Here is a 13,340-nt window from a genome sequence, read left to right as displayed (position 1 = left end):
CGTGTTGAACAGCGATTACACAGCTTGTATGCAGTATTTGTCTACCAAATTGACGGCTAAAGCCCATGTACGTTATTTCAGCAAAAATTGTCTATCCCGAAATTTTTACTCGCAAGAGAATTTGCTGAAAGAATGGCGCTTTCAGGCGAGGGGTCGCTCGAAGTTCGGCGAACGCCACCGCCCGGCCATGACGAGGAGGCCGGCTGTGACGGATTGCCTGCGGTGAGGTCCGTAACCCGCACGGCGACAAGCCAATAGCGACCGGGCGGCGTCGGGGCGACGAAGCTACTTCTTGAGCTTCTCGTAGATGCGCTTGCACTCGGGGCAGACCGGCGAGCCGGGCTTGGCCGCCCGCGTCACGGGGAACACCTCACCGCACAGCGCGACGACGTGGGTACCCATCACGGCGCTCTCGGCGATCTTGTCCTTCTTCACGTAGTGGAAGTACTTGGGAGTATCGCTGTCGGTCCCGTCGTCGACGCGTTCGTCGGTGTCGGTGCGCTCGATCGTCTGGGTTCGCATCTTTCTATTCTGCCCCTCTGCTCCTCACGTCCGCGGTTTCACATTCTGCCTGTCGGGAATCCGCCACGTACACAGGACGGCGAGTATGAAACAGTGAAGATATGAAACACGGCCCTGAGCTGAGTTTCGACGACGACGGCAGGCCTGTCCTGATCACCCGCGCCGCGATCCCCTACGAGGAGGAACACCGCGCGCGGGTGCGCAGGTACCTGACGCTGATGTTCTGGCGGGTGCCCGCGCTGATCCTCGCCGCGGTCGCGTACGGCATCTGGCACAACGGCCTCATCTCCCTCGGAATCCTGGTGCTGTCGATCCCGCTGCCGTGGATGGCTGTGCTGATCGCCAACGACCGGCCGCCGCGGAAGGCCGAGGAGCCGCGCCGCTACGACGCGCAGCGCCGCATCCCGCTGTTCCCGACGGCCGAGCGGCCCGCGCTGGAACGCGGAGTGCACCCGGCGCCGCAACCGGACGGCGGCGATCCGCCCCGCGATGTCCCCAGCTGAGACGCTTCTGTCTCTTTTCTAAGGACATTCTCAGGTCGGGCGGGAAAAACCGCAGATCAGAAGGTGTGATCCCGGCGTCGGGTGGGAACTCTTAGCGGCACGTGGGCGTTGTAGCTCATGACAGATCGACCCGATCAGGAGGCCGTCATGGCAAATGCCACCACCACCCGCGTCGACTCCGACCTGGACGCCCAAAGCCCGGCCGCTGACCTCGTGCGCGTGTACTTGAACGGCATTGGCAAAACGGCCTTGCTCAACGCGGCCGACGAGGTCGAGCTCGCAAAGCGCATCGAGGCAGGCCTTTACGCGCAGCATCTGCTCGACACGCGGAAGCGCTTGGGCGAGAACCGCAAACGCGATCTCGCTGCGGTCGTCCGCGACGGCGAGGCTGCTCGCCGCCACCTGCTGGAGGCCAACCTCCGGCTCGTGGTGTCGCTGGCGAAGCGCTACACAGGACGCGGCATGCCGTTGCTGGACCTGATTCAGGAGGGCAACCTGGGTCTGATCCGCGCGATGGAGAAGTTCGACTACACCAAGGGATTCAAGTTCTCGACGTACGCCACCTGGTGGATCCGTCAGGCGATCACCCGCGGTATGGCCGACCAGAGCCGGACCATCCGGTTGCCGGTCCACCTTGTCGAGCAGGTCAACAAGCTGGCCAGGATCAAGCGCGAGATGCACCAGAACCTCGGCCGCGAGGCCACCGACGAGGAACTGGCCGCGGAGTCGGGCATCCCGGCGGAGAAGATCGCCGACCTGCTGGAGCACAGCCGCGACCCGGTGAGCCTGGACATGCCGGTCGGCAGCGACGAGGAGGCCCCGCTGGGCGACTTCATCGAGGACGCCGAGGCTATGTCCGCCGAGAACGCCGTGATCTCGGAGTTGCTGCACACCGACATCCGGCACGTGCTGGCGACCCTCGATGAGCGCGAGCAGCAGGTGATCCGGCTGCGCTTCGGCCTCGACGACGGCCAGCCGCGGACCCTCGACCAGATCGGCAAGCTGTTCGGGCTGTCCCGCGAGCGGGTCCGCCAGATCGAGCGCGAGGTGATGGCCAAGCTGCGCAACGGCGAACGCGCCGACCGGCTTCGCTCATACGCAAGCTAGCTACCGACTAACGACCCCGCCGGGCCCCCCACCGGCGGGGTCGTTGCCGTGTGGGGCACAGTTTTCCCAGCTTGGCCGGTAGACTCTGGCGTGACGGAGGGTTGCCTAATGAACGATCTTGTCGATACCACCGAGATGTACCTGCGGACCATCTACGACCTCGAAGAAGAGGGCGTGGTGCCGCTGCGTGCGCGCATCGCGGAGCGTCTGGAGCAGAGCGGTCCCACCGTCAGCCAGACCGTGTCCCGGATGGAGCGCGACGGGCTGCTGCATGTCGCCGGTGACCGGCACCTGGAGCTGACCGACAAGGGCCGTGCCCTGGCCATCTCCGTCATGCGTAAGCATCGCCTGGCCGAGCGGCTGCTGGTCGACGTGATCGGGCTGCCGTGGGAGGAAGTGCACGCCGAGGCCTGCCGCTGGGAGCACGTGATGAGCGAGGACGTCGAGCGTCGGCTGGTGCAGGTGCTCAACAATCCGACCACGTCGCCGTTCGGCAACCCCATCCCAGGCCTGTCCGAACTCGGCGTCGACGACTTGGCCAACGACCAGATCAATCTGGTGCGGCTGACCGAACTGCCGTCGGGGATGCCGGTCGCGGTCGTTGTGCGTCAGCTCACCGAACACGTCCAGGGCGATACGGAGTTGATCTCACGGCTCAAGGAGGCCGGCGTGGTGCCCAATGCCAGGGTGACCGTGGAGGCGAACGACCACGGTGGCGTGATGATCGTGATCCCCGGCCACGAGCAGGTCGAACTCCCCCACCATATGGCGCATGCGGTGAAGGTCGAAAAGGTCTGACCCGTAACCTCATCCGGCGCGCCTGCGCGGTGCGCGCATCGGCGGTAATTGCACGCCCAACCGCTCCGCCAGCCGGTATCCCGTGACCGCCAGACTGCGGATCTTGTCGGGCCGCAACCCCGACTGCAGGGCGGTGTCGAGCATGCCCGCCATTCGATGCGCCGGGTTGATGCGCAGCGCAGCCTCCAGCGACACCCCGGCCAGCGGTCCGTCGCCGCGCGCGTAGGCCGAGAACGCCAGCAGCACGAGAGCCTCGACCCGCCAGGGCTCCGGCAGCGTGCGCGACAACAGCGCCCACAAATCCTCCGCCTGCCCGGCGTTCGCGGCGATCGCGAGCGCGTACAGCGTGTCGCGTACCCGCAGATCGGCCAGCGCCACCGCCAATCGGACCAGGTCGTCGTCGTCCAGACCGGCATCGTCGGCCACTGCCGCCGCCGCCGCGATGGTGGCCTCGACGTCTGCCCGTGCGGCCGCCTCCGGTCGCTCCCCCGACTCGGATGCCCGGGTCTCGATGGCGTCGGCGAGCGCGTCGGTCCGGGCCGGGTCGGCCACGGCGATCACCTCCTGCAGTTCAGCCCGCCGGGCATAAAGCCGGCGCCCGTCGAGCACGGCGGCCGCCGCCAGCGGCGACGATGACGGGTCTTCGACGGTGCCCGTGTTGCCGCAGCCGTCGGCGCAGTGCCAGCGCGCACCCGCAGCAACCTGGCCGACGACATGGGCCGCCAGCAGTTCGATGCCCTCGGCGGCCAGCGCGCTGGCCAGGGCGTCAGCCAGCTCGCGGTACCCGTCGTTGCACAACCGGCAGCTCACGCCCCTTTCGTCGATGATCACCGCGATCGCCGAGTCGGGTTTGGCCGCCGCGGCGACCTCGGCGAGGTGCGTGAGCTCGTCCGGCAATTCCTCGGAAAGGTCAACGCGCATAACGCATCCCATCTCTCCGCGGTCGACCGTCACGAGCACGAGGGATTTTTCCGGCACGAAGCCGAGCACAGCGGGCAGGGCCGCGATCAACACACCGGGCCGGTTGAGGTGAAAGTCGTGCGATTGCGATGTCGTCATGGCGACAAGGTCTCAGGCGTTTCCGTCACGACGGCCCGCGAAGATCGCGTGGGGGCCGAGGTTGTGGATCAACTCGGGCCTGGGGATAAACCTGTGCGCCGCTGCGACGGACAAATATTCACGGAAAGTTGACGCCGGTCAGCGTGCGAACGGGCCGCAAGCGGCGTAGACCTTGTTGCTATGGGTGCCATGGTTGAGTACGACCTCGTCGTGATCGGTTCGGGTCCCGGCGGGCAAAAAGCCGCGATCGCGGCGGCGAAGCTCGGCAAGTCGGTCGCCGTCGTTGAGCGCGGCCGGATGCTCGGCGGGGTTTGCGTCAACACCGGGACCATTCCGTCGAAAACCCTGCGCGAGGCCGTCGTCTACCTCACCGGCATGAGCCAGCGCGAACTGTACGGCGCGAGCTATCGGGTGAAGGAGAAGATCACCCCCGCCGATCTGCTGGCCCGCACCCAGCACGTCATCGGCAAGGAACAGGACGTCGTGCGGTCGCAGTTGATGCGCAACCGCATCGACCTGATCCAGGGCCACGGCCGGTTCGTCGATGCGCACACGGTGCTGGTCGAGGAGCCCACCCGCGGTGAGCGCACCACCGTCACCGGCGAGCACATCGTCATCGCCACCGGCACCAAACCGGCCCGTCCGACCGGTGTCGAATTCGACGAGGAACGGGTGCTGGACTCAGACGGCATCCTCGACCTGAAGTCGTTGCCCGCCACGATGGTGGTAGTCGGCGCCGGCGTGATCGGCATCGAGTACGCGTCGATGTTCGCCGCGCTCGGCACGAAGGTCACCGTCGTCGAAAAGCGCGACAACATGCTGGAATTTTGCGATCCGGAGATCATCGAGGCGCTGAAGTTCCACCTGCGCGACTTGGCGGTGACGTTCCGGTTCGGCGAAGAGGTGACCGCTGTCGACGTCGGCGCGGCGGGCACCGTCACCACACTCGCCAGCGGCAAGCAGATCCCGGCCGAGACGGTGATGTATTCCGCTGGGCGCCAAGGCCAAACCGACCACCTGGACCTGGCCAACGCCGGACTGGAGGCCGACAACCGAGGCAGGATCTTCGTCGACGACAACTTCCAGACCAAGGTCGACCACATCTACGCCGTCGGCGACGTGATCGGTTTCCCCGCGCTGGCCGCCACGTCGATGGACCAGGGTCGGCTCGCGGCCTATCACGCGTTCGGCGAACCGTGCGCCTGCATGCCCGAACTGCAGCCGATCGGCATCTACTCGATTCCGGAGGTGTCCTACGTCGGCGCCACCGAGGTCGACCTGACGAAAGACGCGATCCCGTACGAGGTCGGTGTGTCCCGGTACCGCGAACTCGCGCGCGGCCAGATCGCAGGCGACTCCTACGGCATGCTCAAGCTACTGGTGTCCACCGAGGACCTGAAGTTGTTGGGCGTGCACATCTTTGGCACCAGCGCCACCGAGATGGTGCACATCGGCCAGGCCGTGATGGGCTGTGGCGGTACGGTCGAATACCTCGTCGATGCGGTGTTCAACTACCCGACGTTCTCGGAGGCCTACAAGGTGGCCGCGCTCGACGTGATGAACAAGCTGCGGGCACTGAACCAGTTCAAGAGCTAGCCGCATTGGTCGTCGAACGCCGTCGGCGCTGGATCCCCAGGCCCGCTCGCCTCGGCGCGGACAAGTAACTGTTTGACCGCATCGCCGAAAGGCGGTGAATACGAGATGCTTTCGTTGGCGCAGCCCCCGCCGTTGAGCCCGCCGATCACGCCGACGACCGAGGAGCCGTCGATCCACGGCGCGCCTGAGAGGCCGTCGACCAACTCGGCGCAGTCGACCGCCGGAAACCCTTTCGTGTCGGGCACGGTCGGCGTCCGGCAGCCGACCGGGCCGCCGCCGACACCCATCCCGTATCCGCTGACGCTGATGACGGTGCCCGGCTTGGGCGCCGCCGCCACCTTGAGGCCGCCGCCGGCCTGCGCCTCCACCGACCCGCCCGCATCGCGGCTCACCCGCGCGATCGCGAAATCGGCCATCGTGTCCTGGTTCTGCACCCAACGGGGATCGAGGTAGACCGCGTCGACATGCCAGATGTCCTCGGGGGCAGCGGAATCCTTCAGACCGGCGACGAACGTGGTGTCGGTGCCTGCGGCCAGGCAGTGCGCGGCGGTGATGATCAGATCCCCGGCCGCCGAGTCGAGCACGCCGCCGGTGCAGGTGTGCAACGTGCTGGCCCCCAGGAACACCGCGCCGACCCTCGGATCCGGGGGCACCGGTTGCGCCGTCGGCGGCGCCTGCACGGCCACGCCCGCGGATTCGGTAGCGGCCGGGACCGACGGAACCACCGCCTGCTGCTTGGCACACGCCGCACCCAGCGATACCAGCAGAACCGTCACCAGCGAGGCCCGGCCTGCCGCGGAGAAGCGCATGAGCAACGATCTTGCCCGACCGCGGCCGCGCGCATCCTGGTGATCTACGGCACGCTGGGGCGGCAAATGTTTCGCACAAGTCGATTGATGCGTGTCCGGCGCGGGCATCCCTGCCGGAATGCCAGATCGGTGCGGTTGTGTTCGAACATTTGCGAGGGCCGCAATCGCATTCGCGGCGAAATGCGCGACACTTGAGGGCAGGAGGAGCAATGGCTGAGAACGCCGATCGACCAGAACAGCACTACCAGCCCGAACAGACCGGGATGTACGAGCTGGAATTCCCGGCACCGCAGTTGTCGTTGCCGGACGGCAGCGGGCCGGTGATGATCCACGCGCTCGAGGGCTTTTCCGATGCCGGACATGCGATCCGGCTGGCGGCGCAATACCTGAAGAACAACCTCGACACCGAGTTGGTCGCCTCGTTCGCCATCGACGAACTGCTCGACTACCGGTCGCGCCGGCCGCTGATGACGTTCAAGACCGACCACTTCACCGCATACGAGGAGCCCGAACTCAACCTGTACGCGCTGCACGACAGCGTCGGAACACCGTTCCTGCTGCTCGCGGGGATGGAACCGGACCTGCGCTGGGAGCGGTTCATCACCGCTGTGCGGCTACTGGCCGAGCGGCTCGGGGTGCGGCGGGTGATCGGCCTGGGCACCATCCCGATGGCCGTGCCACACACCCGCCCGATCACGATGACGGCGCACTCCAACGACAAGGAGCTGATCTCCGAGCACACGCCGTGGGTCGGCGAGGTGCAGGTGCCGGGCAGCGTGTCCAACCTGTTGGAGTTCCGGATGGCCCAGCACGGACACGAGGTCGTCGGGTTCACCGTGCACGTGCCTCACTATCTGGCGCAGACGGACTATCCGACCGCCGCCGAGGCGCTGCTTGCCGAAGTCGCCAGGAGCGCCTCCCTGCAACTCCCGCTGGCGGGGCTGGCGCAGGCCGCCGCCGAGGTCCACGACAAGATCAACGAGCAGGTCGAGGCCAGCAGCGAAGTCGCGCAAGTGGTGGAGGCGCTGGAACGCCAATACGACGCCTTCGTCGCCGCCCAGGAGAACCGGTCGCTGCTGGCGCGCGACGAGGATCTGCCAAGCGGCGACGAACTCGGCGCCGAGTTCGAGCGGTTCCTTGCCCAACAGGCGGACAAACGCCAAGACGACGACTCCGCATAGCGAGCTTCAGGATCGTTAGCTAAGTTGTCGCAATGACCGCGCGTAAGGCGAACCTACGCTCGGTGCGGGAACTGACGCCGTCATTGCAGTTCCGCACCATCCACGGATACCGGCGCGCGTTCCGGGTGGCCGGTTCCGGGCCGGCGCTGTTGTTGATTCACGGCATCGGCGACAACTCCACCACGTGGAGCACGGTGCAGACCAAGTTGGCACAGCGGTTCACCGTCATCGCGCCCGACCTGTTGGGGCACGGCCAGTCCGACAAACCGCGCGCCGACTACTCGGTGGCCGCCTACGCCAACGGCATGCGCGACCTGCTGTCGGTGCTCGACGTCGACAACGTCACGGTGGTCGGCCATTCGCTGGGCGGCGGCGTAGCAATGCAATTCGCTTACCAGTTCCCGCAATTGGTCGATCGGCTGATTCTTGTCGGCGCGGGCGGGGTGACCAAGGACGTCAACATCGCGTTGCGGCTCGCGTCGCTGCCGATGGCCAGCGAGGCGCTGGCGCTGCTGCGCCTGCCGTTGGTGTTGCCCGCGTTGCAGGCGACGGGCCGCATCGCCGGTGGTGTGCTGGGCTCCACCGGCCTCGGCCGGGATCTGCCGGACGTACTGCGGATTCTGGCCGATCTGCCGGAACCGACCGCCTCGTCGGCGTTTGCACGCACACTGCGCGCCGTGGTCGACTGGCGCGGTCAGGTGGTCACCATGCTGGACCGATGTTATTTGACCCAATCCGTTCCCGTGCAATTGATTTGGGGCAGCCATGACTCGGTGATCCCGGTGAGCCACGCCCACATGGCGCACGCCGCGATGCCCGGTTCTCAGCTGGAGATCTTCGAGGGTTCCGGCCATTTCCCGTTCCATGACGATCCCGACCGCTTCGTGGAAGTCGTCGAGAAGTTCATCGATTCCACCGATCCGGCGGTGTACGACCAGGACTACCTGCGCGGCCTACTGCGCGCCGGCATCAGCGAAGACACCCTCTCCGGACCCGTCGACACCCGGGTCGCCGTCCTCGACGCGATGGGCGCCGACGAGCGCAGCGCCACGTGATCGCCGCCACGTAGCATCGGCCTATGGCCATCGACGTGACAGTGCTGCGCGTTTTCACCGACCAGGACGGCAACTACGGCAACCCGCTTGGCGTCGTGGACGCCAGCCAGGCTGCGCCTGCCGAGCGGCAGCGGATAGCCACCCAATTGGGTTACAGCGAAACGATATTCATCGATGTGCCGAGCGAAGGCGGCACCTCGGCGCAGGCCCGCATCTACACACCGGCCACGGAGTTGCCGTTCGCAGGGCATCCGACCGTGGGCGCGTCGTGGTGGCTGCGCGATCGCGGCACGCCGGTGCACACGCTGCGGGTGCCCGCCGGAATCGTGCAGGTGACCTACGAGGGCGACGTGACCGCCGTCAGCGCCCGCTCGGAATGGGCGCCGGAGTTCGCGATCTACGACCTGGCGTCGACCGAGGAACTGTTCGCCGCCGACCCGGACGACTACCCCGACGACATCCAGAACTATCTGTGGACGTGGCTCGACCGCGACCGCGGCGCGATCCGGTCGCGGATGTTCGCCGCGAATCTGGGCGTGCCCGAGGACGAAGCCACCGGGGCCGCGGCGGTGCGCATCACCGACTACCTCAGCCGCGACCTGTACATCCTGCAGGGCAAGGGCTCGGTCATCGAGACCCGATGGAGCCCTGAGGGTTGGGTGCGCATCGCGGGCCGCGTCGTCAACGACGGCGTCAAGCAGATCGACTGACGGTCAACTCTTGGCGGGGATGGTGCGCGCCGCCCGCAGCGCCTCGATCTCCCGCTCGAAGTCTTCTGCCGATTCGAAAGATCGGTACACCGACGCGAACCGCAGATAGGCGACCTCGTCGAGTTCGCGCAGCGGGCCGAGAATGGCCAGCCCCACCTCGTGGCTCTGCACCTCGGGGGAACCGGTGGCGCGGACCGCGTCCTCCACCTTCTGCGCGAGCAGGTTCAGCGCATCGTCGTCGACCTGCCGACCCTGGCATGCCCGCCGCACACCGCGGACGACCTTCTCGCGGCTGAACGGTTCGGTGACGCCGCTGCGCTTGACGACCGCCAGCACCGCGGTCTCGACGGTGGTGAATCGCCTACCGCACTCCGGGCACGACCTGCGCCGCCGGATGGCCTGGCCTTCATCGGTTTCGCGGGAATCCACCACCCGGGAATCGGGATGACGGCAGAACGGACAGTGCATCACCGCTCCTTCGCCGCGACGACAAACAGCTACCTCGAACCTCTTCGAGCGTACCTGCGTGCCGCCACCGGGACCCAGCACCGCTGTGTTTCGGCCCGCCACCGCCGACGGGTCTACCGAAGGCGTTGAGCGGCAGAACCTTTCACCGGTAGCACCCGCGGTCACGCGACCGGGGCGATGAGGGTCTGGCCGGCGTCGAGCGCCGCCGAGTCCAACTGGTTGAGCTCACGGATGCGATCCACCACGTCGGCGACCGGCGCGTCGGGGGCGACCCGGTGCGCGACCTGGGCAAGCGTCTCCCCCGTCTGCACCTGAATCACCGCGAGCCGGGCCGGCACCGGCGCATCGGCACCCGAGACGCCGCCGAATTGGGCGACCAGACCCAGCCAAACGGTGATGCCCGCCGCGACGAGCGCGAGAAACACCGTGGTCGCTGGGGTGATGGGGCGCCTGCGATGCGACGCCCGCGACATCAGCACACCGGTGCCGCGGTAGCGCATCGGCGCGGTGGCCGGCCGGTTCGACCGCGGCCGCCGCCGGGCATCGGCCACTCGGTAGCCGGGCCGGGCCACCGGCCTGCACACCGAATCCGTCTGAATTTCTCGGGTGTCGAGGATGGTCATCTGCCTGCCTTCCGCTCCGCTTCGTTCGCTCCTGTGTTCGAACATACTCGCTCATGTGTTCGATTGATAGAACGTGTGATCGAACTGTTGCCAAACGATAGGACAGGGGTCCGACAAATCCGGGCGACCGACTGCGGTTCCTACCAGGCACCTGCGGAGAACCGCGACACGCGTCGAACACATGTTTGATTCTTGGCCCGGCACGGACTACATTCGGCGCCATGGGTGACGAAACGGGCACTTCGGACGGCACGGAAAGCACAGGCGGGCGACGGGGGCTCGACACGGGCCTGACCGAACGTCAACGCACCATTCTCGAGGTCATTCGCGCATCGGTGACCAGTCGCGGCTACCCGCCGAGCATCAGGGAGATCGGCGATGCCGTCGGCCTGACGTCCACGTCCTCGGTGGCGCACCAACTGCGCACCCTGGAACGCAAGGGCTACCTGCGACGCGATCCGAATCGGCCACGGGCCGTCGACGTGCGGGGTGCCGACGACGGCGTCACCTCGATCGTCGCCACCGACGTCGCCGGATCGGACGCGCTACCGGAGCCGACCTTCGTGCCGGTGCTCGGCCGCATCGCCGCGGGCGGGCCGATCCTGGCCGAAGAGGCCGTCGAGGACGTCTTCCCGCTGCCGAAGGAACTGGTCGGCGAGGGGTCGCTGTTCCTGCTCAAGGTGGTCGGTGACTCGATGGTCGATGCGGCCATCTGCGACGGCGACTGGGTGGTCGTGCGTCAGCAGAACGTGGCCGACAACGGCGACATCGTCGCGGCGATGATCGATGGCGAGGCCACGGTCAAGACGTTCAAGCGCACCCGCGGTCAGGTGTGGCTGATGCCGCACAACCCCGCGTTCGACCCGATCCCCGGCAACGATGCGGCCGTGCTCGGCAAGGTCGTCACGGTAATCCGCAAGATCTAGCGGGCTAGTTGGCGCGGACGAACCCGTTGGTGCGGGCGAGTTCTTCGCTGACGAACCAGATTTCGGCGCGGGCCTCGTCGTAGAGCGTGCTGCCCGGCACCCAGTACAACCCGGTTCGGGTGTCGGCTTTGATCGGGTAGCCGTCGGGGGCCTCACCGGGATCGTCGAGCGGCAGATGCAATGCGGTGCCGTTGGGCGACGGCTCGTCGACCTCGATGCGGGCGTGCCGTCCGGTGTCGGTCAGCGGATCGCGTTGGGCCGACGTGGGCACCTGCGTCGGCGTGGTGTCGACCTCGTCGGTATCGTCTTGATCCTCTTGCGCCGCAAGGGCTTCCACGGCGTCCGGTGTCGTCGCCGGTTCCCTGGTGGTATCGGCTTCGTCGTCGGACTCTGGCTCGGGGGCGTGCGGGGGTTCCCACGGGCTGCCCGGCGTCGGCTGGCCCTCCTGGGCGTAGCGCGCGCTGAACAGCTCGGCGGACTGGTCGTCGTGCGGCGCGCCGAACTCGTCGTCCTCGGCGTCGAAGACGTCGTCGTCGCGCCCGCCGCGTCGGTTCCGCATGGCCGCGAAAGCCACCAGCCCGATCAACACCAGCACCGGGATGATGGCCAGCAGCCACCACCAACTCCACGTGAACCAGTTCCTGCCCTTGGTCTCCGAGGCCTGGGGGTTCGCGGGTGGCGCCTGCGGCGCGTCCAGGCCGGGCACTTGCAGCCCAGTGAGTTGCGAGGCCAGATTGGCGGGCTCAGTGCTGAACGATCTCTTGGCGCGATCCCACGACACCACGCCGCCGCTGAACCGCTGGGTGGTCACGTTGCCACTGCCGGTCTGGTCGGCCACGGGGGCACCCAACGGGCCCGTGGCGCCGCCCAGTTTCTGCCATGCGGCGTTCATCGGCCCGCGGACGATGACGGCGCCGTAGTCGGGGGTCCAGAAGATGACCGGCTCGTCCTTGGCGGAGAACGTGCTGATCCGGCTGTTGGGCAGGCCGCCGTCGTCCTCACTGGAGGTGGGCAGGCCGAGATCGCCCTGGGGTCCACCGACGCTTTCGTATTTCGCCAGCACCTGACCGGTGACGACGTTCGCACCCGTCGCCGGACTGTAGAAGATCTTGCCGCCCGCGAAGTTCTGGCCGAGCCCGTCAGCGCCGATCTTGTACGGCTCGCCCTGGGCGGCGCCCAGCGGGCCCAGCGGCCCCCCGGCGGCGCGCCGCGCCGCGTTGATCGCCGACGTCGGGTCGTCGGGGATTTGCAGATCGGCGAGTTGGCCGGCCAGCTCGGGCGGCACCGTGGTGAAGGTCTTCGCCTTCCTGTCGTAGGTCACCTCGCCACCGGTGAACTTCTGCGTCACCAGATTGCCGCGGTACGTCTCGTCGTCGCTGGGCACCCCGAGCTGGCCTGCCGAGCCGCCGAGCTTGTCCCATGCGGCGTTGATCGGTCCGCGGACGACCCGCGCGCCGGTGTCGGGCGTCCAGAAGATGACCGGATTGTCCGGCGCGCTGAACGTGGTGTTGCGGCTGCCCTCGGCCTTCCCGGCGCCCTCGTCGATGGTCGGGAACCCGAGATCGCTGTCGGCGGGCCCACCCAGCGACATGTACTTGTCCAGGATCGCGCCCGTCATCACGTGGGCGCCGGTGGCGGGGGTGAAGAAGATCTTGCCGCCGGGGAAGTTCTGACCGAAGCCGTCACCGGCCGGATAAACGCCGCCGTCCTTCGGGCCGAGCGGGCCGGTGTCCCCGCCCGCGGCCTGCCAGGCGGCGGTGATCGCGGCGTCGGCATCGTCTTGAGGAGTCGCCCATGCGCTGGGTGCCGCCGAGACGAGCGCGGCGGCGGCGAGCAACCCGACCGCCAGCCGGCCCAACCCTGTGCGGCGAGCGCTCCGCAGGCCCTTCATCAACCCTCCCGCCATCGGCGCGATGTCCTTCGTTGGTCATCGCGTCCGTCAACTCTGCGTCAGCAGACGTCGATTACCAAGGAACATCGCCG

At 67.4% G+C, this 13,340-nt stretch carries 14 protein-coding genes; 8 read left to right on the top strand and 6 right to left on the bottom strand.

Translation table 11 applies throughout. The annotated features are described in order from the left end of the window. Nucleotides 1–285: 285 nt before the first annotated feature. Complete coding sequence (locus tag C1A30_RS18010; protein WP_041313890.1) at nucleotides 286–522, bottom strand: DUF3039 domain-containing protein; 237 nt, start codon at nucleotides 520–522, stop codon at nucleotides 286–288. Between the two features lie 101 nt (nucleotides 523–623). Here C1A30_RS18010 and C1A30_RS18005 point away from each other — a divergent pair, with 101 nt between their 5' ends. From C1A30_RS18005 to C1A30_RS17995, 3 genes are all read left to right on the top strand, one after another. Further along, entirely contained in the window at nucleotides 624–1,025 is a 402-nt protein-coding gene (locus tag C1A30_RS18005) for a DUF3099 domain-containing protein (RefSeq protein ID WP_101949546.1), read from the top strand. Between the two features lie 147 nt (nucleotides 1,026–1,172). Further along, entirely contained in the window at nucleotides 1,173–2,132 is a 960-nt protein-coding gene (gene sigB / locus C1A30_RS18000; RefSeq protein ID WP_067798578.1) for a sigma-70 family RNA polymerase sigma factor SigB, read from the top strand. Between the two features lie 108 nt (nucleotides 2,133–2,240). After that, nucleotides 2,241–2,930, top strand: a complete 690-nt coding sequence (locus tag C1A30_RS17995) for a metal-dependent transcriptional regulator (RefSeq protein ID WP_101949545.1) — start codon at nucleotides 2,241–2,243, stop codon at nucleotides 2,928–2,930. A 9-nt stretch (nucleotides 2,931–2,939) separates the two neighbouring features. Here the strand turns inward: C1A30_RS17995 and C1A30_RS17990 are convergent, their stop codons facing one another. Beyond that, nucleotides 2,940–3,989 (bottom strand): DUF4192 domain-containing protein, encoded by a 1,050-nt coding sequence (locus C1A30_RS17990; RefSeq protein ID WP_101949544.1) that lies wholly within the window; start codon nucleotides 3,987–3,989, stop codon nucleotides 2,940–2,942. 189 nt (nucleotides 3,990–4,178) lie between these two features. On the opposite strand from C1A30_RS17990, the gene sthA reads away from it, so the two are divergent. After that, nucleotides 4,179–5,585 (top strand): Si-specific NAD(P)(+) transhydrogenase, encoded by a 1,407-nt coding sequence (gene sthA / locus C1A30_RS17985; protein WP_200828372.1) that lies wholly within the window; start codon nucleotides 4,179–4,181, stop codon nucleotides 5,583–5,585. Here sthA and C1A30_RS17980 read toward each other — a convergent pair. Then, the gene (locus C1A30_RS17980) at nucleotides 5,582–6,394 is read right to left on the bottom strand and encodes a serine protease (protein WP_101949542.1); all 813 of its coding nucleotides are present in this window, start codon (nucleotides 6,392–6,394) and stop codon (nucleotides 5,582–5,584) included. The two genes, sthA and C1A30_RS17980, sit on opposite strands and share 4 nt — an antisense overlap. A gap of 209 nt (nucleotides 6,395–6,603) precedes the next feature. On the opposite strand from C1A30_RS17980, the gene C1A30_RS17975 reads away from it, so the two are divergent. The 3 genes from C1A30_RS17975 to C1A30_RS17965 are packed head-to-tail and all read left to right on the top strand — an operon-like array spanning nucleotide 6,604 to nucleotide 9,340. Further along, a complete protein-coding gene (locus tag C1A30_RS17975; RefSeq protein ID WP_101949541.1) occupies nucleotides 6,604–7,575 on the top strand; it encodes a proteasome assembly chaperone family protein in 972 nt (323 codons plus the stop codon). Between the two features lie 32 nt (nucleotides 7,576–7,607). Then, nucleotides 7,608–8,630, top strand: coding sequence for an alpha/beta fold hydrolase (locus C1A30_RS17970; protein ID WP_101949540.1), 1,023 nt, complete (start codon nucleotides 7,608–7,610; stop codon nucleotides 8,628–8,630). A 23-nt stretch (nucleotides 8,631–8,653) separates the two neighbouring features. Continuing rightward, the gene (locus C1A30_RS17965) at nucleotides 8,654–9,340 is read left to right on the top strand and encodes a PhzF family phenazine biosynthesis protein (RefSeq protein ID WP_101949539.1); all 687 of its coding nucleotides are present in this window, start codon (nucleotides 8,654–8,656) and stop codon (nucleotides 9,338–9,340) included. Between the two features lie 3 nt (nucleotides 9,341–9,343). On the opposite strand, the gene nrdR is transcribed toward C1A30_RS17965, so the two are convergent. Further along, nucleotides 9,344–9,808, bottom strand: a complete 465-nt coding sequence (nrdR, locus tag C1A30_RS17960) for a transcriptional regulator NrdR (RefSeq protein WP_101949538.1) — start codon at nucleotides 9,806–9,808, stop codon at nucleotides 9,344–9,346. Nucleotides 9,809–9,969: 161 nt separating this feature from the next. Continuing rightward, nucleotides 9,970–10,431, bottom strand: coding sequence for a LysM peptidoglycan-binding domain-containing protein (locus C1A30_RS17955; protein WP_101950282.1), 462 nt, complete (start codon nucleotides 10,429–10,431; stop codon nucleotides 9,970–9,972). Between the two features lie 221 nt (nucleotides 10,432–10,652). Between C1A30_RS17955 and lexA the strand changes: the two genes are divergently transcribed. Then, nucleotides 10,653–11,357 (top strand): transcriptional repressor LexA, encoded by a 705-nt coding sequence (gene lexA, locus C1A30_RS17950; protein ID WP_101949537.1) that lies wholly within the window; start codon nucleotides 10,653–10,655, stop codon nucleotides 11,355–11,357. Between the two features lie 4 nt (nucleotides 11,358–11,361). Here the strand turns inward: lexA and C1A30_RS17945 are convergent, their stop codons facing one another. Further along, on the bottom strand, nucleotides 11,362–13,248 hold the full coding sequence (locus C1A30_RS17945; RefSeq protein ID WP_101950281.1) for an LGFP repeat-containing protein: 1,887 nt from the start codon (nucleotides 13,246–13,248) through the stop codon (nucleotides 11,362–11,364). Nucleotides 13,249–13,340 lie beyond the last annotated feature (92 nt).

It is taken from the genome of Mycobacterium sp. 3519A (assembly GCF_900240945.1).
Taxonomy (GTDB): domain Bacteria; phylum Actinomycetota; class Actinomycetes; order Mycobacteriales; family Mycobacteriaceae; genus Mycobacterium.
The sequence above is the reverse complement of the archived record's forward strand: the minus strand, read 5'-3'. Positions and strand labels throughout refer to the sequence as shown.